The organism is Advenella sp. (assembly GCF_052108595.1).
Classification (GTDB): domain Bacteria; phylum Pseudomonadota; class Gammaproteobacteria; order Burkholderiales; family Burkholderiaceae_B; genus Advenella.
Window position 1 is genome coordinate 48,860 of sequence record NZ_JBQEAU010000004.1, and the last position, 20,575, is coordinate 69,434.

At 53.8% G+C, this 20,575-nt stretch carries 19 protein-coding genes; 15 read left to right on the forward strand and 4 right to left on the reverse strand.

Annotated elements, in window-relative coordinates; genetic code table 11:
* Window positions 1–74: 74 nt before the first annotated feature.
* From tig to lon, 4 genes are all read left to right on the forward strand, one after another.
* A complete protein-coding gene (tig, locus tag ACTIKR_RS01445) occupies window positions 75–1,385 on the forward strand; it encodes a trigger factor (RefSeq protein ID WP_442326990.1) in 1,311 nt (436 codons plus the stop codon).
* Window positions 1,385–2,041 (forward strand): ATP-dependent Clp endopeptidase proteolytic subunit ClpP, encoded by a 657-nt coding sequence (clpP, locus tag ACTIKR_RS01450; protein WP_128394060.1) that lies wholly within the window; start codon window positions 1,385–1,387, stop codon window positions 2,039–2,041. Before tig ends, clpP begins: the two co-directional genes overlap by 1 nt.
* 90 nt (window positions 2,042–2,131) lie before the next feature.
* Window positions 2,132–3,439, forward strand: a complete 1,308-nt coding sequence (gene clpX, locus ACTIKR_RS01455; RefSeq protein ID WP_193086744.1) for an ATP-dependent Clp protease ATP-binding subunit ClpX — start codon at window positions 2,132–2,134, stop codon at window positions 3,437–3,439.
* A 190-nt stretch (window positions 3,440–3,629) separates the two neighbouring features.
* Entirely contained in the window at window positions 3,630–6,098 is a 2,469-nt protein-coding gene (lon, locus tag ACTIKR_RS01460) for an endopeptidase La (protein ID WP_442326991.1), read from the forward strand.
* Between the two features lie 189 nt (window positions 6,099–6,287).
* On the opposite strand, the gene ACTIKR_RS01465 is transcribed toward lon, so the two are convergent.
* A complete protein-coding gene (locus ACTIKR_RS01465; protein WP_442326992.1) occupies window positions 6,288–7,058 on the reverse strand; it encodes a hypothetical protein in 771 nt (256 codons plus the stop codon).
* A 109-nt stretch (window positions 7,059–7,167) separates the two neighbouring features.
* Window positions 7,168–7,710 carry an OmpA family protein gene (locus tag ACTIKR_RS01470; protein WP_193086747.1) on the reverse strand — a complete coding sequence of 181 codons (543 nt, stop codon included), beginning with the start codon at window positions 7,708–7,710 and terminating at the stop codon, window positions 7,168–7,170.
* A 418-nt stretch (window positions 7,711–8,128) separates the two neighbouring features.
* Between ACTIKR_RS01470 and thrS the strand changes: the two genes are divergently transcribed.
* The 6 genes from thrS (at window position 8,129) to ptsP (ending at window position 14,212) form a co-directional block, all read left to right on the forward strand.
* A complete protein-coding gene (gene thrS, locus ACTIKR_RS01475) occupies window positions 8,129–10,063 on the forward strand; it encodes a threonine--tRNA ligase (protein ID WP_193086748.1) in 1,935 nt (644 codons plus the stop codon).
* Entirely contained in the window at window positions 10,029–10,637 is a 609-nt protein-coding gene (gene infC / locus ACTIKR_RS01480) for a translation initiation factor IF-3 (RefSeq protein WP_442326993.1), read from the forward strand. Before thrS ends, infC begins: the two co-directional genes overlap by 35 nt.
* 48 nt (window positions 10,638–10,685) lie before the next feature.
* Entirely contained in the window at window positions 10,686–11,645 is a 960-nt protein-coding gene (gene gshB, locus ACTIKR_RS01485; protein WP_442326994.1) for a glutathione synthase, read from the forward strand.
* A gap of 11 nt (window positions 11,646–11,656) precedes the next feature.
* Window positions 11,657–12,070 (forward strand): PTS sugar transporter subunit IIA, encoded by a 414-nt coding sequence (locus ACTIKR_RS01490; RefSeq protein ID WP_193086750.1) that lies wholly within the window; start codon window positions 11,657–11,659, stop codon window positions 12,068–12,070.
* Window positions 12,071–12,097: 27 nt separating this feature from the next.
* Window positions 12,098–12,367, forward strand: a complete 270-nt coding sequence (locus tag ACTIKR_RS01495) for an HPr family phosphocarrier protein (protein ID WP_193086751.1) — start codon at window positions 12,098–12,100, stop codon at window positions 12,365–12,367.
* Window positions 12,368–12,454: 87 nt separating this feature from the next.
* Window positions 12,455–14,212 (forward strand): phosphoenolpyruvate--protein phosphotransferase, encoded by a 1,758-nt coding sequence (ptsP, locus tag ACTIKR_RS01500; RefSeq protein WP_442326995.1) that lies wholly within the window; start codon window positions 12,455–12,457, stop codon window positions 14,210–14,212.
* Between the two features lie 379 nt (window positions 14,213–14,591).
* Here ptsP and ACTIKR_RS01505 read toward each other — a convergent pair whose 3' ends face one another.
* Both ACTIKR_RS01505 and glnK read right to left on the reverse strand, forming a co-directional pair.
* Window positions 14,592–15,818, reverse strand: coding sequence for an ammonium transporter (locus ACTIKR_RS01505; protein WP_442326996.1), 1,227 nt, complete (start codon window positions 15,816–15,818; stop codon window positions 14,592–14,594).
* Between the two features lie 41 nt (window positions 15,819–15,859).
* Window positions 15,860–16,198, reverse strand: coding sequence for a P-II family nitrogen regulator (glnK, locus tag ACTIKR_RS01510; RefSeq protein ID WP_128394071.1), 339 nt, complete (start codon window positions 16,196–16,198; stop codon window positions 15,860–15,862).
* 351 nt (window positions 16,199–16,549) lie between these two features.
* Here glnK and ACTIKR_RS01515 point away from each other — a divergent pair, with 351 nt between their 5' ends.
* The 5 genes from ACTIKR_RS01515 (at window position 16,550) to rplT (ending at window position 20,538) form a co-directional block, all read left to right on the forward strand.
* A complete protein-coding gene (locus ACTIKR_RS01515; RefSeq protein WP_442326997.1) occupies window positions 16,550–17,119 on the forward strand; it encodes a hypothetical protein in 570 nt (189 codons plus the stop codon).
* A 327-nt stretch (window positions 17,120–17,446) separates the two neighbouring features.
* Window positions 17,447–17,731 carry an accessory factor UbiK family protein gene (locus ACTIKR_RS01520; RefSeq protein ID WP_193086755.1) on the forward strand — a complete coding sequence of 95 codons (285 nt, stop codon included), beginning with the start codon at window positions 17,447–17,449 and terminating at the stop codon, window positions 17,729–17,731.
* A 341-nt stretch (window positions 17,732–18,072) separates the two neighbouring features.
* Complete coding sequence (locus tag ACTIKR_RS01525) at window positions 18,073–19,641, forward strand: YifB family Mg chelatase-like AAA ATPase (RefSeq protein WP_442326998.1); 1,569 nt, start codon at window positions 18,073–18,075, stop codon at window positions 19,639–19,641.
* Window positions 19,642–19,967: 326 nt separating this feature from the next.
* Window positions 19,968–20,165, forward strand: coding sequence for a 50S ribosomal protein L35 (rpmI, locus tag ACTIKR_RS01530; protein ID WP_193086757.1), 198 nt, complete (start codon window positions 19,968–19,970; stop codon window positions 20,163–20,165).
* A 13-nt stretch (window positions 20,166–20,178) separates the two neighbouring features.
* Window positions 20,179–20,538, forward strand: coding sequence for a 50S ribosomal protein L20 (rplT, locus tag ACTIKR_RS01535; RefSeq protein ID WP_442326999.1), 360 nt, complete (start codon window positions 20,179–20,181; stop codon window positions 20,536–20,538).
* Window positions 20,539–20,575 lie beyond the last annotated feature (37 nt).

The window sequence follows — 20,575 nt, forward strand, 5'->3', positions numbered from 1 at the left end:
CGAAGCATGTTTTTTTCGATTTTTGGGTAGAATACGAGGTTATTCTTAAATTATTTCATAAGTAAGGTCCACGAATGCAGCCAACGGTTGAAACTCTAGAAGGTCTGGAACGTAAGGTTAATCTGGTAATTTCCATTGACGACGTTGAAAAAGAAGTCAAAACCCAACTTTCCCGCGTTGCCCGCACCGCCAAAGTGCAGGGTTTTCGTCCCGGGAAAGCACCCGTTTCCGTCATTGAACGCAGTCACGGCCCTGGCGTTCGTTACGACGTGATCAATCAGAAAGTGGGTCAGTTGTTTGACGAAGCCATTCGTGAAGCCAAACTGCGTGTTGCCGGTGCACCTTCCATTGAGCCCACGGAAGAAAACGCTACAGATGGTCAGTTAAGCTTTGCTGCAAAATTTGAAGTTTATCCGGAAGTGTCTGTTCCTGATCTGGAAGCGCTCGAAGTTACGCGCTTTAATGCAGAGGTTGGCGAGCAGGAAGTGAACAATACCATCGACATTCTGCGCAAGCAGCGTGCCACGTTCAGCGCCGACGCCGAACGCGCTGCCGAAAAAGACGACCGTGTAACAGTTGATTTCGTCGGCAAGATCGACGGCGTTGAGTTCGAGGGCGGCAAGGCAGAAGACTTCCCGTTCCAATTGGGCCAGGGCCGTATGCTGCCCGAATTCGAAGAGGCTGCAAGCGGCTTGAAAGCCGGTGAAAGCAAAGCATTCTCACTTACTTTTCCAGAAGACTATCCTGGTAAGGAAGTTGCCGGCAAGACAGCCGAGTTCACGATCACTGTAAAAGAAGTGGCCGTACCGGTACTGCCGGAAGTCGATAGCGAATTCGCCAAATCGCTGGGTCAGCCGGAAGGCGATACCGAGAAACTGCTGTCTGAAGTGCGCAGCAACATTGAGCGCGAAGTCAAAAACCGCACTCAGGCCCGCACCAAAAACAGCGTCATGGATGCGTTGGCAAAATCTGCCAGTTTCGATGTGCCCAAATCATTGGTTGACAATGATGTGCAAAGTCGCATTGTGGCCGCCCGTGAAGATCTCAAGCAACGTGGTATGCCCAACGCCGACACGATGGATATTCCTGCCGATGCGTTCAAGTCCGACTCCGAGCGCCGTGTTCGACTGGGTCTGATCGTGGCCGAACTGGTCGACAGCGCCAAACTGCAGGTCACGCCTGAGCAGGTTCGTACGCGTATTGAAGAGTTCGCACAGAACTACGAAAAACCCGAACAGGTGGTCACGTATTATCTGACCGACCGTGAGCGTCGTGCAGAAATTGAATCCGTAGTCCTTGAAGATAACGTTGTTGACCATATCTTATCAAAAGCCAAGGTTACTGAAGAAAAAGTGCCGTTTGAAGAATTAATGGGAACTGTATAATGAATCGTTTTACCGACTTTTACGCGTCTGTCCACGGAGACGAGTCTGTGCGCCCCTCGGCGCTGGGCTATATTCCAATGGTTATTGAACAATCCGGGCGCGGAGAGCGGTCTTACGACATATATTCGCGCCTGCTCAAGGAGCGGGTTGTCTTTCTGGTCGGTCAGGTAAACGACCAGACAGCCAATCTTATCGTTGCGCAGATGTTGTTCCTTGAGTCGGAAAATCCGGACAAGGACATTTCCCTGTATATTAATTCACCAGGCGGTGCGGTATATGCCGGTCTGGGCATTTACGACACCATGCAGTTCATCAAACCCGATGTGTCAACGATGTGTACCGGGTTCGCTGCCAGCATGGGCGCCTTCCTGCTCAGTTCGGGTGCCAAGGGCAAACGCTTCAGCCTGCCCAATTCACGTATCATGATTCACCAGCCGCTGGGTGGCGCGCAAGGCCAGGCTTCCGACATTGAAATTCAGGCCAAGGAAATTCTGAGTTTGCGCGAGCGACTCAATCAGATTCTTGCAAAGAACACCGGCCAGCCTATTGAGCGCATCCGCGAGCATACCGAGCGCGATAATTATATGGCGGCCGAAGATGCCCAGACTTACGGATTAATTGACAAAGTTCTGGCTACGCGGGCAGACGTTGCATAGTATTTGATATACTGTTTTCAAAGGTTTCGTGCAGGTCGACCTTTTAACGAAGGTCGACCTGCTTTTTATCAGATTAATCAAATTACAGATATGGCAGATAAACCAAGTTCTACCGACGGCAAAAACCTGCATTGCTCGTTCTGCAACAAGCACCAGAACGAGGTCAAGAAGCTGATCTCGGGCCCTGGGAATATATTCATTTGTGATGAGTGTATCGAGCTGTGCAACGAAATCATTCATGACAGTGCCCAGGACGAAGCTCGTGAGGCCATCAAGACAGAGTTGCCTTCGCCTGCCGAAATCAAGTCGTTTCTCGACCAGTACGTCATTGGTCAGGATCAGCCCAAGCGCAATCTGGCAGTAGCGGTGTACAACCACTACAAGCGCATACGCCACAGCGACCTGAACAAGAAAGATGATATCGAACTTGCCAAAAGCAATATCTTGCTGATCGGGCCTACCGGATCGGGCAAGACGCTGCTTGCACAGACACTGGCCCGCATGCTGGACGTCCCGTTCGTCATGGCAGATGCCACGACATTGACCGAAGCCGGTTATGTTGGCGAAGACGTTGAAAACATAGTGCAAAAGCTGCTGCAAAATTGTAATTATGATGTCGACAAGGCACAGCGCGCTATTGTTTATATTGACGAAATCGACAAAATTTCACGCAAGTCCGATAACCCGTCCATTACGCGGGATGTATCAGGAGAAGGCGTGCAGCAGGCTCTGCTCAAGCTGATCGAAGGAACGGTTGCTTCGGTGCCACCGCAAGGCGGGCGCAAACACCCGAACCAGGATTTCGTACAGGTTGATACCACCAATATCCTGTTTATTGTTGGTGGTGCGTTTGATGGCCTGGATAAGGTCATTCGCAATCGTACTGAAAAATCCGGTATCGGCTTTGGCGCGTCAGTGCAGGGTAAATCTGCCAAAGGCATCGGTGAGGTCTTTTCCGAAGTCGAGCCTGAAGATATCATCAAGTTTGGCCTGATTCCAGAGCTGGTGGGACGCCTGCCGGTTGTCGCCACATTGGAAGAGCTGGATGAAGCCGCACTTGTTACGATTCTGACTGAACCGAAGAACGCGCTGATCAAGCAATACCAGAAGCTGTTTGCCATGGAAGAAGTGGAGCTCGAAGTGCGTCCTGCCGCATTGTTAGCCATTGCCTACAGGGCACTGCAACGCAAAACCGGAGCGCGCGGGCTTCGTTCCATTCTAGAGGCATCGCTCATGGATACCATGTTTGATCTGCCATCCCAGAGCAATGTAGTGAAAGTAGTGCTGGACGAATCTGCCATTGAAGGATCCGGTTCTCCCATGTTGGTTTTCGCTGAAGACAAAGAAAACACAGCTTCGGAGAACAAAGAGAAAAAGCTCAAAGATGCTGCTGCCTGACGGGGTCAGGTTAGCCTGGACAGGTCGCGCCAGGATGCAAGCAGGAGGATCGATTCCCTGCGCAACAATCATAGCGCGACCTGCATAAAAACCGCCGGTATTTAATCCAGGCGACCTTGAAATTGCCCCCAGAGGCTCCATCTACAGCATAATTACTGTAGAAGTACAACGTTTTTCAAGGAATCAGCTTATGTCAGCGAGTCAGATTTTGCCGGCAGAATCAACACAATTGCCACTGTTGCCCCTTCGCGACGTGGTCGTGTTTCCACATATGGTCATTCCGCTATTTGTCGGGAGGCACCGGTCCATTCGTGCGCTGGAGCTGGCGATGGAAAATGACAAGCAGATTATGCTTGTTGCGCAAAAATCGGCCAGCAAGGACGAGCCCGGCCCCGATGATATGTACGACATCGGATGTGTGGCGTCAATTTTACAAATGCTCAAACTGCCCGACGGCACTGTCAAAGTGCTGGTCGAGGGACAGCAGCGCGCGCGCGTAGAAAATATTATCGAAACCGAGTCGCATTTCTCAGCCCAGATTCTGCCCATCGAGCAGAGTGACACTCGCAATTCTGAGATAGAGGCACTGCGTCGCACCATCATTGCCCAGTTCGACCAGTACGTCAAACTGAACAAGAAAATCCCGCCTGAAATACTCAGTTCCCTCAATGGCATTGAAGAGGTCAGCCGTCTTGCTGATACTATTTCTTCCCATTTGCCGCTCAAGCTCGAACAGAAACAGAAGCTGCTCGAGGAACTGGACGCATCTGGCCGCCTTGAGGCGTTGCTGGCCCAAATTGAAACCGAAATCGATATTCTCCAGGTTGAGAAACGCATTCGCGGGCGTGTCAAAAAGCAGATGGAGAAAAGCCAGCGCGATTACTATTTGAACGAGCAGGTCAAGGCGATTCAGAAAGAACTTGGCGAAGGCGAAGAGGGCGCAGATATTGAAGAGCTCGAAAAGAAAATCGAAGCTGCACAATTGCCCAAGGAAGCCCGCAAGAAAGTTGATAGCGAGCTTAAAAAACTCAAGCTGATGTCGCCTATGTCTGCAGAGGCAACCGTTGTGCGCAACTATATCGATACGGTCATCGGTCTGCCCTGGAAGAAAAAAAGTCGGATCAACAATTCGTTGATCAATGCACAGAAAGTACTGGACAACGACCATTATGGTCTGGAAAAGGTCAAGGAACGCATTCTTGAATATCTGGCCGTGCAACAGCGCGTCGATAAGGTCAAAGCGCCTATCCTGTGTCTGGTCGGGCCTCCAGGGGTAGGTAAAACCTCGCTGGGGCAATCCATTGCACGGGCAACTAATCGCAAATTCACGCGCATGGCGCTGGGCGGCGTGCGTGATGAGGCCGAGATTCGCGGTCACCGACGTACCTATATTGGCGCGCTGCCGGGCAAGATTCTGCAGAATATGAATCGTGTGGGCGTACGCAACCCCTTGTTCTTGCTTGACGAAATTGACAAGCTGGGCATGGATTTTCGCGGCGATCCTGCCTCGGCATTGCTCGAGGTGCTTGATCCCGAGCAAAACCATACCTTCCAGGATCATTACGTCGAAGTTGACTACGATTTGTCAGATGTCATGTTCGTGGCCACCAGCAATACGCTGAATATCCCGCCAGCGTTGCTTGACAGGATGGAGGTCATTCGCCTATCGGGTTACACCGAAGACGAAAAAGTGCATATTGCCATGGACCACTTGCTGCCCAAGCTGATGAAGAACAACGGTGTGCGAGATGGCGAGCTGGTTGTCGAAGAATCGGCGCTGCGCGATATCGTGCGCTATTACACACGTGAAGCTGGGGTGCGGGCGCTGGAACGCGAAGTCAGCAAAATTTGCCGTAAAGTTATCAAGGAGCTGCTGAGCAGTGCCGTGACTGCCGCCAAGCCGACAGCCAAGGGCAAAGCGGCAGCTGCGCAGGCCATTCATGTGAGGGCCGACAACCTGAGCCATTATCTGGGGGTACGCAAGTATTCTTTCGGCATGGCCGAAAAAGACAACCAGATCGGCCAGGTAACTGGGCTGGCCTGGACCGAAGTCGGTGGCGATCTGCTCACCATTGAAGTCGCTGTGGTCTCTGGTAAAGGTAATATTCAGCACACCGGGCTGCTGGGTGATGTGATGAAAGAGTCCATGCAGGCAGCGCGCACGGTGGTACGCTCACGGGCGCATGCATTGGGTTTTGCCGATAGTGTCTTTGAGAAAAAGGATATTCACATCCACGTTCCTGAAGGCGCAACGCCCAAGGATGGTCCGTCTGCCGGTATCGCCATTACAACTGCATTGGTGTCGGCACTATCGGGTATTCCGGTAAGGGCTGATGTCGCCATGACGGGTGAAATTACCCTGCGGGGCGAGGTGCTGGCCATTGGTGGGCTGAAGGAAAAGCTGCTTGCAGCTCATCGCGGTGGCATCAAAACCGTGCTGATCCCTGAAGAGAACGTCAAGGATCTCACAGAGATTCCGGATAACGTGAAAAACCATCTGGAAATCATCCCGGTAAAATGGATTGACCGCGTACTGGAAGTAGCACTAGAGAGGCCGCTCACGCCATTGTCCGAGGCGGAAATTGCCAAACTGGCAGAGGAGGCTGCGGTTTCTGCAGCCAAGCCACCAGTAGATAATGTCAAATCGGTGAAGCACTGATAACACCGTTACCTGGCTGAGTTGGCATATCAGCTCAGGAGCGGCGTCACAAGACAAAAACCCCGGTGTAATTACTTACATCGGGGTTTGTTTTTTGCTGTTTACAGTGTGGGCGGAGCGGGCAGGATCTGCGATTGTCGGGATCAATCGCCAGGCAGCCGTGACGCCTGGCAGGCGCCCGATAGGCAATCAGAAACCGAGATCTCTGCGTAACTGCTGTTTCTGGTTACGCAGCTCCTGTAGACGCCGCTGTTCGTCGTTGTTGACGCCAGGTGCGTTGTCAGTGGCCCCAGGGGCCACCGGCGCAGGAAAGTTCGATACCGGGGCAGGGAAGCTATCGGAAACATTGCCATTGTCCAGGCCCGAATTCGTGGCGTTGTACATATCCTGACTTGTTGTATTTGGCGGCGGCACGCCTTCTGCCCGTGGCGGTGCTGTGGGCACCGGCGGAATGACTGCTCGCAGATCCGGATTGCTGCGTGTTGCCGGTTTGGCTGGGCTGGGCGAACTGGCTGGCGCATTCTGCTGATTGGTACTGCTGCGTGCCGTACTGGTGCTCGTCTCGGGCCTTGGGCTGGCTGGCGCAGGTGTTGGTGTTGGAGCGGGTGCAGCCTCCCGCGGTGTGCCGGTTGCGGCGGGTTCACTGCCAGAAGCGCGGGCTGAATTTGCGCTACCCTGCGCAGCATTGGTGCTGGCTGGTTCATTGGTCAGGTCGTAGGCAGCCTCTGCCTGCTGCTGCTCTACGGGCGGGGCATCGCTGGCCGCTGTGGATTGCTCAGGCTGGGTCGCATCGGGCGTTGCTGCTTCAATCTGGCCGCTCACACTGCTGGCGCCGCCATCATCTGCAGTGCGATTGACCGGAGTGCGCGTGAATGCATCGTATACGGAGGCACCAATGAAGATGAACACGACGATCGCGACAATGGTCAGGATCAGATTGTAGATAAAAGACTTTGACATAAGTTTGGCGTTATCAGTTTCAGGCCGGGCAGGATGCCTGCCGGTCCAATTTGGTGACCGTCAGCTTGCGGCTACAGTATAAGTATATCTTGGCTGGCACAGGTGCGAATCAATTGAACAGGCTTTTACCCAAATTGGAAATCCCGTCGAAGAACTGTTCTATGGTATTGACGTTCATGTCTGCCGTGCTGGCCCCAAGAATGATGATCTTTGACTGTTGGGCTGCTGTATCGACCGGTTGCATGGTGCCGGGTGTTGATGTAGCCGAGGATCCCGTAACATAGGCCAGACGCGAGCGATCAACACCGCGGCTGGTCAGGGCCTTCATGATGGACAGGGCACGCACTTCCTGCAGTTCCTGGTTGTATTCAGCCGAGCCGGTATTGTCCGATACGCTGTCTACCAGGGCTTTGCGTTCCGGATGGTCGCGCAGCAACTGGTTGACCCGGTCAAAAAAAGGCCCCGAGTCCGGTTGCAGGGTGGCCGAGCCCGGCAAGAACAGGTTGCTGTCTTTTGAGGCGATGGCGACGCCTCGCGGATCCTGGCTTATTTGCAGTCCGCTGCGGTCATTGCCGCCCATCGCGGCGCAGGCGGTGAGCAGCGTGAGGGCAAGCAAAGCAAGCGCGTTGCGCAGCAGGCGTAATTGAGGCATATTAGCTCCGTGTAGTGAAATTTTGGTCATAAGCCTAGCATAGCCCGGGCTAAAAATAATGAGCATTAATATACTGCAACAGGTCTTTTTAGGACAACCCGCGACAATCGGCAGGTTAATGGGCATGCCAATCGGGGGATCGCTGTGCTTTTTTGCTGAGCTGCACCCCTTGATTTTTTACAAATTGCAGCCATTTATTGGCTATGGGCCCGGGGCTGGTGTAAAATCACGGGGTATTTTACGCAATGGTGAGACTGTTTTGATGATGTCCGAAGCTTCACGAACCCAGAGCCTGACCACTACCGATACGTGTATCGGTCTACCAGCGCGCTCGTGATTCTTGCCAAACGTATTTTTCAAAAGAACAGCGAACGCGACTTGTGAAGTCGCGTTTTTTTATTCAATTCAAGGCAACAGCATGTTTCAAATTACTTTACCCGATGGTTCCAAGCGTGAGTTTTCCCAACCTGTCCAGGTGGGGGAGATTGCGACGACCATCGCGCCCAGCCTGGGTAAGGCGGCGCTGGCTGGTAAGGTAGCAATCAATGGGAGCCAGCCGCAACTGGTGGATACGTCATTTGTCATTGACAGGGACGCCGATCTAGCCATTGTGACTGCGAAAGACCCTGACGGTGTGGATATTATTCGTCATTCCACCGCTCACCTACTGGCCTATGCGGTCAAATCCCTGTTCCCCGATGCGCAAGTCACCATTGGCCCTGTTATCGACAATGGTTTTTATTACGACTTTGCCTACAAACGCCCGTTCACGCCCGAAGATCTTGAATTGATCGAGAAAAAGATGGCTGAGCTGGCCCGAAAGGACGAAAAAGTAGTTCGTGAAGAATGGTCGCGCGATGATGCCGTGGCATTTTTCAAGGGGCAGGGCGAAGCCTATAAAGCCGAAATCATCGCTTCCATTCCGCAGGATCAGAAAATATCCCTGTATCGGGAAGGCGATTTCATCGACCTGTGTCGTGGTCCGCACGTGCCTTCTACTGGCAAGCTCAAGGTGTTCAAGCTAATGAAAGTGGCAGGTGCCTACTGGCGTGGCGACAGCAAGAACGAAATGCTGCAGCGCGTCTATGGTACGGCCTGGGCCACCAAGGAAGAGCAGGTCGCTTATTTGACGATGCTTGAGGAAGCCGAAAAACGCGACCACCGCAGGCTGGGCCGTGAACTGGACCTGTTTCATTTCCAGGATGAAGCGCCGGGGCTGATTTTCTGGCATCCCAAGGGCTGGCAGATTTGGCAACAAGTTGAGCAATACATGCGTGACGTCTACCGCGATAACGGCTACCAGGAAGTGAAGGCGCCGCAAATTCTCGATCTGAGTCTGTGGAAAAAAACCGGGCATTGGGACAATTACAAAGAGAACATGTTCACCACCGAGTCCGAGAGCCGTGTTTATGGGCTCAAGCCCATGAACTGCCCCGGACATGTGCAAATTTATAATGCCGCGTTGCATTCCTATAGGGAATTGCCTATTCGCTATGGTGAGTTCGGTCAATGCCATCGTAATGAGCCCTCCGGTTCATTGCACGGCATGATGCGGGTGCGTGGTTTCACGCAGGATGATGGACATATTTTCTGTACGGAAGACCAATTGCTGGCAGAGTGTGCCCAATTCACAACACTATTGCAGAAAGTCTACAAGGATTTCGGCTTTACCGAAGTCCTGTACAAAGTGGCTACCCGACCCGAAAAACGTATCGGCGAGGATGCAGTTTGGGATAAGGCCGAGCATGCCTTGATGGAGAGCCTGCGCAGCTCTGGATGCGAGTTTGAAATATCGCCGGGAGAGGGCGCATTTTACGGTCCCAAAGTCGAATATACGCTTAAGGACGCGATCGGCCGCCACTGGCAATGCGGCACGATCCAGGTAGACTTCTCAATGCCTGTGCGGCTTGGCGCGGAATATGTCGATGCCCACGATCAGCGCAAGACCCCGGTCATGTTGCATCGTGCGATTCTGGGCTCGCTCGAACGCTTCATTGGTATGCTCATCGAGAACCATGCCGGTGCCATGCCACCCTGGCTGGCCCCCGAGCAGGTTGTGGTTTGCACCATATCCGAATCGTTCTCCGATTACGCCACCCAGGTGGTCACAGAGTTGAAAAAACACGGTTTTCGCGCTTCATCTGATTTGCGCGGGGAAAAAATCACCCGTAAAATCAGGGAAAACAGTATGCAGAAGGTTCCTTACATTCTGGTTGTTGGCGAAAAAGAACGGGACAGCGGCGCTGTCGCAGTTCGTGCCCGCGGCAATCTGGACCTGGGAACCATGTCTGTAGAAGCATTTATAGAACGCCTACGTCATGACGTTGCAACACGTCAGGACGTTTCGGCGTAGTTTATTAATTTCAGGAGATCTTAACATCGCAACCGAAAAAACCAATCGTATCAACGCCGAAATCCGTATTCCGGAAGTCCGACTGATCGGCGTAGACGGCGAACAACTGGGTATTGTCAAAACAGCAGAAGCCTTGCGTCTGGCTGAGCAGGAAGGCATCGATTTAGTTGAAATCGCGCCAAACGCAGAACCGCCCGTATGCCGCATCATGGATTACGGCAAGTTCAAGTATCAGGAACAAAAGCGACAGCAGGAAGCCAAGGCCAAGCAGAAAATTATTCAAGTCAAGGAAGTCAAATTCCGCCCGGCGACCGATGAAGGCGACTATCAGGTCAAGCTGCGCAACCTGAAGCGCTTTATTGAAGACGGTGACAAGGCCAAGGTTACCCTGCGGTTCCGTGGCCGTGAAATGGCTCATCAGGAACTGGGTATGCGTGTTCTTGAACGGGTTCGTGACGATATGGCAGAGCTGGTGCAGGTTGAAGCCATGCCCAAGCTGGAAGGCCGTCAGATGGTCATGGTTCTGGCGCCTAAGCGCAAGGCTGTACCCGCCGGCAAGGCCGACGATAAATAAACACGGACTGCCAACACGCTTCCGTCGTCAATGTGGGATGTAAATTAGATGCATGTACTTTTTATCATTGATCCGCTGCCTTCGCTGAAGGCATACAAGGACAGTTCTGTGGCGATGATGCGAGCCCTGCACAAGCGTGGCCATGTCATCAGCATTGCGCTTCAGTCTGATTTGTATGTCGAACAGGGTCGGGTAAAAGTACGTGCGCAGCCGATACAGCTGGATATGACGGCGGATTTGCACGCCCATAGCTGGTGGACGCAGCCAGAGAATGCGGCTGAAACCGAGGTCGGTCACTTCGATGCGGTACTCATGCGCAAGGACCCGCCGTTCGACATGGAGTACCTGTATTCGACGCATTTGCTGGAGACCGCGCAAAAGCAGGGGGCACGGGTATTCAATTCGGGCAGCGCCATACGTAATCACCCTGAAAAACTGGCGATTACGGAGTTCTCCGAATTTACGGCGCCCACGCTTATTACCAGCACCATGTCGCGCCTGAAGGCGTTTCATGCACTGCATGGCGATATTATCGTCAAGCCGCTGGATGGTATGGGTGGCACGGGTATTTTCCGAATCATGGACGGCGACCCCAATGTCAACGCCATTCTGGAAACCCTGACGGTGGACCAGACGCAAACAATCATGGCGCAAAAGTATATTCCCGAAATCGTGCAGGGCGATAAGCGCATTCTGCTGATTGACGGCCAGCCCGTGCCTTACGCGCTGGCGCGGATACCACTGGCTGGTGAAACCCGTGGCAATCTGGCAGCTGGCGGGCGCGGCGTTGCCCGCAAGCTGTCCGAGCACGATCTTGCCATTGCAAACCGAATTGGCCCTATACTGCGGGAACGCGGGCTGCTGCTGGTCGGTCTTGATGTGATTGGTGACTATGTCACCGAAATCAACGTGACCAGCCCGACCTGCTTTGTGGAAATTACAGAGCAGACTGATTTTGATGTTGCTGACCATTTTGCTGCTGCGCTTGAGAAAGCTGCTGCAGTCTGAAGGTACAAAAAATGACCACCCTTGCTCTTATAGCGCATACGCCTCTGGCCTCGGCCCTGTCCGAATGTGCTCAGCATGTCTTGGGACAAATTGATAATTACGTTTTCTTCGACATCGAGCCTGATGTCGATCCGGAATCCAAGGCGCAGGAACTGATCGCGCAATTGAAGGCGATGCTCGGTCCGGACCAGCAGGTGCTGATCTTATCGGATCTAGGCGGCGCAACACCGGCAAATATTGGCGCCCGTGTAGTGCGCCAGTTGCAGGATGCCGGCGTCAAAGCCCATATTCTTTCCGGCACCAACGCCTGTATGTTGCTCAATGCGGTTCGATATCGGGATCAGCCGATGGACGAATTATGTCAATCCATTTTTGAGGGGGGCAAGAAAGGCATGAAATGTGTCGACCTGGCTCCTAACGATTAACCTTTCTGATATAAAGACCGCGCTCATATGCCTTCAGTTGATATAGTAATAAGTAATAAATTAGGGCTGCATGCCCGCGCTGCCGCCAAGCTTACCCAACTGGCCAGCAAGTTCAAAAGCGAAATCTTTATCACCAGGGCCTCCCAGCGGGTTAATGCCAAAAGCATCATGGGGGTCATGATGCTGGCTGCCGGCAAGGGCATCACGGTCAATATTGAAGCCGAAGGCGATGACGCCGATCTGGCGCTCGTCCAGATTCAGGCGCTGTTTGAAAATAAATTTGGCGAACCCGAATAACGACAGCCCATTGGCCATTCTGGCAATGAGCGACAGTTGCATCTGAGAACAGGCACGTAAAAAGTGCAAGGGACAAGACCATACACGATGACACATACCGAGCACACACCGACAAGACAAAGTACTGTTTTTACCCTGCAGGGAAAAGGTGTTGTGCGCGGTTTTGCCATTGGTCGCGCGGTCGTGATGGGTGCAGCCACGCTTGAGGTGAGTCACTACCGTATTGCATCTGAAGATGTGCCGGCTGAATGCGCCAGGCTGGATCATGCGTTGAAAATTGTCTATGACATGCTGCAGCACACCATAGATACGTTGCCGGCAGATGCGCCAAAAGAACTGGTTCCGCTGCTCACCGTTCACAGCTTACTGGTGTCCGATCCGGAGCTGGCCGGGCAAACCAAAGCGTTGATTGCATCCCGTCAATATAATGCCGAATGGGCCTTGAGCACCCAAGGTCAGATGGTGGCCGAGCAATTTGCGGTCATGGATGATGACTATATCCGTGAGCGGGTTGCCGATATTCATCAGGTAATTGAACGGGTCATCCGTATCCTGGCCGGTTCGGGTGAATTGATGCTGCCCGATATGTCCAACGAGATGGACATCAATTCGCTCATTGTGGTGGCTCATGATATTTCGCCGGGAGACATGCTTAAGCTGCGCGGCGGACGCTTTGCTGCTTTTGTGACTGATCTTGGCGGCCCTACATCGCACACGGCCATCGTAGCGCGCAGTATGAACGTGCCTGCCGTGGTGGGCTTGGGAAATGTCCGTAGTCTGGTACACGATCGGGATATGCTGATTGTCGATGGCGAAAACGGGCTGGTGTATGTCAATCCCACCTCAGAGATCCTGGACTTCTATCAGCGCAAGCAGCAAGCCTTTATTCAGGAACGGGCAGAGTTGATTCTGTCCAAGGATGAACCCGCCATCACGCTGGATGGCAAACGCATTCGCCTGGAAGCCAATATCGAATTGCCCCATGAGGTGTCTCAAGCGCTGGATATGGGCGCCGATGGCATCGGGCTGTTTCGCAGCGAATTTTTGTTTATGGGCAGGAAAATACTACCAACTGAGGAAGAGCAGTTCGAGGCCTATGCGCATGTATTGCGTGCCATGCCTGACAAACCGGTGACGATCCGCACCCTGGATCTGGGGTCGGATAAAACCCTGGATGGCGAAGCGACGGTCGCAGTTAATCCGGCGCTGGGCTTGCGTGCGGTACGCTATTGCCTGTCGCGTCCAGACCTTTTTATGACCCAGCTGCGCGCGCTGTTGCGCGCGTCGGTACATGGCCGACTCAGAATTCTGATTCCAATGCTCTCGCATATGCATGAGCTGCACGCGGTGCGTGACGCCATCGAGTTGGCAAAAAAAGAGCTGGACGCCGTCGGCATGCAATATAGCGACAATATCGAACTGGGCGCCATGGTCGAAATTCCGGCCATTGCCATCGCCATCGAACCTTTTCTTAAATCGCTGGACTTTGTTTCCATCGGCACCAACGATTTGATTCAATACACCCTGGCTATCGACCGGGTCGACAATGAGGTGTCCGACCTGTACGATCCTTTGCATCCGGCAGTGCTGCGGCTGATTTCACATACTATCCAGGCGGGCGAGCGCGTTGGCAAGAGCGTGGCCATATGCGGAGAAATGGCAGGTGATGCCCGCTACACCAAACTTCTACTCGGGCTCGGTCTGAACGAATTCTCCATGCATCCGCAGCAATTGTTGGACGTCAAAAAATTGGTCAGGACTTCGCACACCAATGCCTTGCGTACCAAGATTGCCACTGCGCTCAATCGTGCCGAATCTATTGATTTGAACAGCCTGGGTATTTGATTAATCTGGGTATCTAATCTAGTTCGTGTATCTTTTCTTGCTTGCTGCAAGCTCAACTGAGCTTTGTCGGAGCCGGGCATGAGCAGGTCCAGCGGCCCGGCAATGTCATCCAGCGTGTCCCCAATCAGATAGTCCCCACTTAGATGGCTCTACTCAGATAGGGCATTCTGGTAGCGCTCGAGGCTCCGCCCTGGAAAAGAAAAAGGACACCATTGTGTCCTTTTTTTCATATTGCAGCCATTGGTTTTTCACACATTGCCATTGCCATGGCCAGAACTGCGCTGTTGGGAAGCCAGCAAAGCCGTCTGGCTTTGCTGGCTTCCCGGGTGAGGATTTCAGGCGCCTCTGGAAATTAGTGCTGTCCTGTTACAGCCTCAATTCAATTGTGATAACCCTGTTCGCCGTGAGAGCTGATGTCCAGGCCCTGGCGTTCTTCGTCTTTGTCCACACGCAATCCGCCGGTGACCAGACTTGCTATCTTAAGGGCAATGAAGCTTACAACGGCACTCCAGACGATTGCAATTACGATGCCTTCAATCTGATTGAACAGCTGTCCGGGAATCATGCCTGCAGAATCCAGGCCCGGACCACCCATTGCTTTGGCGTTGAACAGCCCAGTCAAGATGCCGCCGACAATACCACCTACGCCATGTATGCCAAATACGTCTAGCGAGTCATCGGCCTTAAGCAAGCGTTTTAAGCCATTTACGCCCCAGACGCAGAACAAGCTGGTGACGGCGCCGATAATCAGCGCGCCCATGGGATCCACCAGACCGGCGGCAGGCGTTACGCCCACCAGGCCGGCTACGGCACCAGAGGCGCCGCCCAGCAGGGACGGCTGGCCCTTGAATTTCCACTCGACCAGGACCCACACGACGATGGCAGCAGCCGTGGCAAGCAGTGTATTGAACACCGCCAGCGCTGCCTGGTTGTTGGCGGCCAGTGATGAGCCACCGTTGAAGCCGAACCAACCCACCCACAGCATCGCTGCACCGATCATGGTCATGGGCAGGTTATGTGGCTGCATGGCTTCCTTGCCATAACCGATACGTGGTCCCACGACATAGGCGGCCACGAGCGCGGCCACACCGGCGTTGATATGAACTACGGTACCACCGGCAAAATCCAGCGCATCGCCAAATAGCAGGCCTTTCTCGGCCCAGATCATATGGGCCACAGGGATGTAGGAAAATGTGAACCATATTGCCATGAAAATAAGCACGGCGGAGAACTTGATGCGTTCGGCAAAGCCGCCCACGATCAGGGCGCAGGTGATGCCGGCGAAGGTGGCCTGGAAGGCAACGAACGTTAGTTCGGGAATGGTGCCCGCCAGTGCATAGGAGTCTGCGGGCAGATCAATCACGCCGGACAGGAAGGCCTTGGACAGGTCGCCAAAGAGCGCGTTCCCACCTGAAAAGGCAAGGGAGTAGCCATAGGCAAACCACAGAATCGTGACCAGGGCGAAGGTAACCAGGACCTGGCTCATCAGCGAGAGAATGTTCTTGCTGCGAACCAGGCCACCGTAAAACATGGCAAGACCGGGAACAACCATAAACAGCACGAGAATGGTGGACACGCTTACCCAGACTAAATCGGCGCTTTGCATTTTCAATTTCCTTTCAATACAGGTGATAGGGAGCGACGGGCTTACAGCGCCGCATTGCCGGTTTCGCCGGTGCGAATCCGGATGACTTGTTCCAGGTCAGTCACGAAAATTTTTCCGTCACCGATTTTGCCGGTGGTGCCTGACTGGCAGATGGTTTCAATTGCCTGTTCCACCTGCTCGTCGGCGACGGCTGTCTCCAGCTTTATTTTGGGCAGGAAGTCCACGACATACTCTGCGCCACGGTATAGTTCTGTATGACCCTTCTGCCGGCCAAAACCCTTGACTTCTGTAATCGTCAGCCCCTGAATTCCGATTTCGGCCAGGCCAGCACGGACCTCATCCAGTTTGAATGGCTTGATAATGGCTGTGATCAGTTTCACAATGTTCTCCCAGAAATAACATTTGTCTTTAAGGACCGATTGTCCATGGCCTCTTAAAAGCAATAGTTGTGCCAGTTTTCGCTGCCGTGCAGGCGCATGTTGGGGCACGCTAATGATGCATAAATGCGTGTGGCCATAAGCGTGTGCTCGATATTGGTGCGTTAAGCGCGGTGTTGTTTGCTTAGCTTGCAAAATGCGCCTGGGTCGGTGCTGCCATTCATTGTCTTAGTGCATGATTTGTAACCAAGAGGAATGATTAGCGACAATTCAGAAGACATTCAGCTTATGCGGGTCGTGAAATTACAGTAAAATCGTGAAACAAATTCTATTTTCAATTAAAGAGGTGAAGCCTTGAAGAACGTATCCAAACTCAGTCTTGTAGCCATGTTGTCCGCCGCTGCTTTTATTGCTGGTTGTGATAATAGTTCTGACACTGACCAGACCACGCAGGCCCCTGCTGCAACCGACTCGGCCGTGGATCAGGCCAAGCAGGCGGCAGACAAGGCAGCCGAAGAAGCGAAGATTGCAGCCGATAAAGCAACTGAAGCCGCCTCGGAGTCTGCCAACCAAGCTGCCGATGCCACCCAGGACGCAGCAGATAAAGCGGGCGAAGCCTCCGGCAACGCGATGGAATCTGCCAAGGAAGCGGCCAGCAGCGCCCTTGAGTCGGCCAAAGAGGCTGGTTCAAACGCTGCTGATGCAGCCAAGGATTATGCCGACACGGCTATGGAATCTGCCAAAGAAGCTGCGGAGTCAGCCAAACAGGCGGCCTCTGATGCCATGGAAGCGGTAAAAGAGAAAACATCCGGAGCTACCCAACCGGCGGGCGACGCGTCTACGACCACGCCAACTGAAACTGCACCAGCCGAGAGTGCACCTGCTGCGCCGACCGAACCGGACACTGAGTCAAAACCACAATAAGTCATTGCTTACATCAACCCGCCGAAAGGCGGGTTGATGCTTTGGGGCGGACCATGCGCGGATGTGTTGTGCGGATGGTGCTAAAGCGTGGCGGGTGCGTAGCCTGAGCGTGCCCGTCTGCACCCGTCGGCCTGGGCTATGCTGGGTACTGTACTGTGGCCATGTCTTGTCGCGATGCGCCGCGCTGTGCTTTATCGTACTGTGTTGTGTATTGGACGTAGAACGTCGCTTTCAGTCTGTGCAGTACAAAGTTTGCAATGGCAAATGTGTACAATATGAAGAACAGAACGCGGCACTGGTGCCCGTATGCATACAGGAATCACAATCATGAAATCGAATCAGTTATTTGAAGATTTTCAGAAGAATATTCAGGAATTGATCAAGAACAGCCCGGCGGCAGATATAGAAAAGAATGTGAAGGCATTCATGGCCCAGGGATTTTCCCGGCTGGATCTGGTTACTCGAGAAGAATTTGATGTGCAGGTTGCCTTGTCGGCAAAATTGCGCGAACGTCTGTTCGAACTGGAGTCCCGGGTTCGTCTGCTGGAGGACAAGGCAGGCATTACAACACCGTCTTCCACAAGCGCCCATACCGGCCCGGTTGTCGACTAAACCCACAAAGTAAATTGCAGCGCTCCAGGGTGCTGCCCACGACAAAGGCGGCCAGCGCTTCATGCTGGCCCGGGTATCATCAGATCATCTGTCAGGTCATCCGTCGGGTGGTATGAGGCCTCATATGAGGCCGCATTTGTGGCCGCATGTACGAGGCCGTAGATACCGGGTCTGCTGGTGTTGGTCATGGTGGCCGGGTTCGCTTGACTGCCAGGTAGTGCACGCTGTCCATAGCGCCTATCTCGGGGCTGTCGGTTCTCACCATTGATCAATCTGTCCTGCGATTACGGCGGCCTCGCCAGGTTTCTGCCAGAATGTGTCGGTGCATTCAGGAGAATCAGATGAGCTTAGCGGTGTTGGCCAGCAGGGCGCTTTGCGGTATGCACGCGCCAGAAGTGTTTGTTGAAGTGCATCTCGCCCAGGGATTGCCGTCCTTTACCATCGTTGGCTTGCCTGATGCCGGCGTCCGAGAGAGCAGGGAGCGGGTGCGTTCGGCTATTTTGAGTAGCGGCTATGCCTTCCCGGCCGGACGATTAACGGCAAATCTTGCTCCGGCCGATATTCCGAAAGAGTCCGGCAGATTCGATCTGCCGATTGCGCTGGGCGTGCTGCTGGCTTCGGGGCAACTGGACTTATCCGACAAAATGGCACAGCAGGTGCTGCCCGGTATCGTCTTTGCGGGTGAGCTCTCGCTCACCGGCGCACTGGTTCCTGTTGCTGCCCCACTGGTTATTGCGCTTGCCACAGCGAAGGCCGGTGGGGTCAATAGGGCCGAAATGACTGCGGGTCGTCCCACCCTTATTTTGCCTGTCGAGAATGCCCGATTGGCCGCCGCCGTGCCCGGCCTGACTGTCATTGGTGCCCGCACGCTACGGGAGGTGGCAGGCCACCTGGATGAAACGGCAGCGCTGGCGCCGGTTACGGCGGCAGACCGGGCATGTCCGGAGAGCCTAACAGGACAGGGCAGCAATGAGACGCCAACCCTTTGTTTATCCGATGTACGTGGGCAGCAGGTGGCCTGTCGTGCGCTGGAGGTGGCTGCCAGCGGCAGCCATGGCTTGCTGATGTCGGGGCCGCCCGGTATCGGCAAAAGCATGCTGGCGCAGCGTTTGCCTGGAATATTGCCTCCACTGGATGAAAATGCAGCCATAGAAGTGGCAGCGATTCACAGCCTGCAGCAGCGTACCCCCCGGTTTTCCCGGAAAGTACCGATGCGTGCACCGCATCACTCCAGTTCTGCGGCGGCGTTAATCGGTGGCGGGGTCAATCCACGGCCTGGCCAGATCAGCCTGGCCCATCATGGCGTCCTGTTTCTGGATGAGTTGCCCGAATTTCAGCGACATGTACTGGAAGCCTTGCGCGAGCCCATGGAAACCGGAGAAATCCATATCGCCCGCGCCAATCGCTCGGTGAGCTATCCGTGTCGTTTCCAGCTGGTTGCCGCCATGAATCCGTGTCCTTGCGGCTATCTGGGCAGTGCACACCGATCCTGTCGTTGCACGCCCGAGCAAATCGAGCGCTATCGCGCCCGCTTGTCGGGGCCGTTTCTGGATCGCATGGATATGCTGTTACAGTTGACGCCGCCGGTGCAGGGATGGCAGCAGTTGCCGCCATCCGAAGCTTCCAGGATCGTACGGCAGCGGGTGGTGCGCTGCCGTGAAAGACAGTTGCAGCGCCAGGGGCGCTTGAACGCACGGCTGACACCGGATCTGATGGATCAGGTCTGCCGTACAGACCCAGAGGCGACGCAATTGCTGGCCAGCGCCGGGAGGTATTGGGGATGGTCAGCCAGAGCTGTGCACCGGGTGTTGCGCGTGGCCCGCACAATCGCCGATATGGCAGGGGTCGGGCCGATTCGCGCAGCCGATCTGACCGAAGCCATGTCCTTTCGCCAGCAATTGACCCATTAACGGCCAGATAGGGGACCCGGTAAACGGGCAAGTTATGGACGTCTTCATTGACAATCCGTCGCCTGATGACCACATTTATTGCCGATTCAACGAATTCTCTCAGGTTTATCCCACTTAATTGCTGGCTGTTGGAGAAAAACCATCGTATAATCAATGGTTTCCCGCAGGCCGTAGGCGCCACGGATAATTGTTTTCTGGGTAACCAGTAAAAATAACAGTTGGCCGGGGAGTTCGAGCGGATGATGACGGGAAAAACGGATACGGGTTAGCAAAGTCTTAATAAACGGTTATTAGGCACCTTTTATCCACATTTGCAGGTATCAGTTATGCCCAAAATGAAAACCAAGAAAGGTGCTTCCAAGCGCTTTATCGTACGCGGTAGCGGTTCTATCAAGCGTGGTCAGGCTTTCAAACGCCACATTCTGACAAAGAAAACCACGAAAAACAAACGTCAATTGCGCGGCACGACAGCTGTTCATAAATCTGACGTGGCTTCCATAAAAGCCATGTTGCCTTTTGCTTGATAGGAGTTAAACTATGCCTCGCGTAAAACGCGGTGTTACCGCACGTGCTCGTCACAAAAAAGTTATTGCTGCAGCTAAAGGCTATCGTGGCCGCCGCGGCAATGTATTCCGTATTGCCAAACAGGCAGTTATGCGTGCTGGTCAGTATGCATATCGTGACCGTCGCAATAAGAAACGTACATTCCGTGCTCTCTGGATTACCCGTATCAACGCGGCGGTCCGTGAAAACGGCATGACCTACAGTGTATTTATCGCCGGACTGAAAAAGGCCGCCATTGAACTGGACCGCAAGGTTCTGGCCGATATGGCTGTCCACGACAAGGCTGGTTTTGCCGCCGTTGTCCAACAGGCCAAATCTGCCCTGGGCGCCTGATCCACTGACGATTTAAATTTGTGCTGTATACAAACGG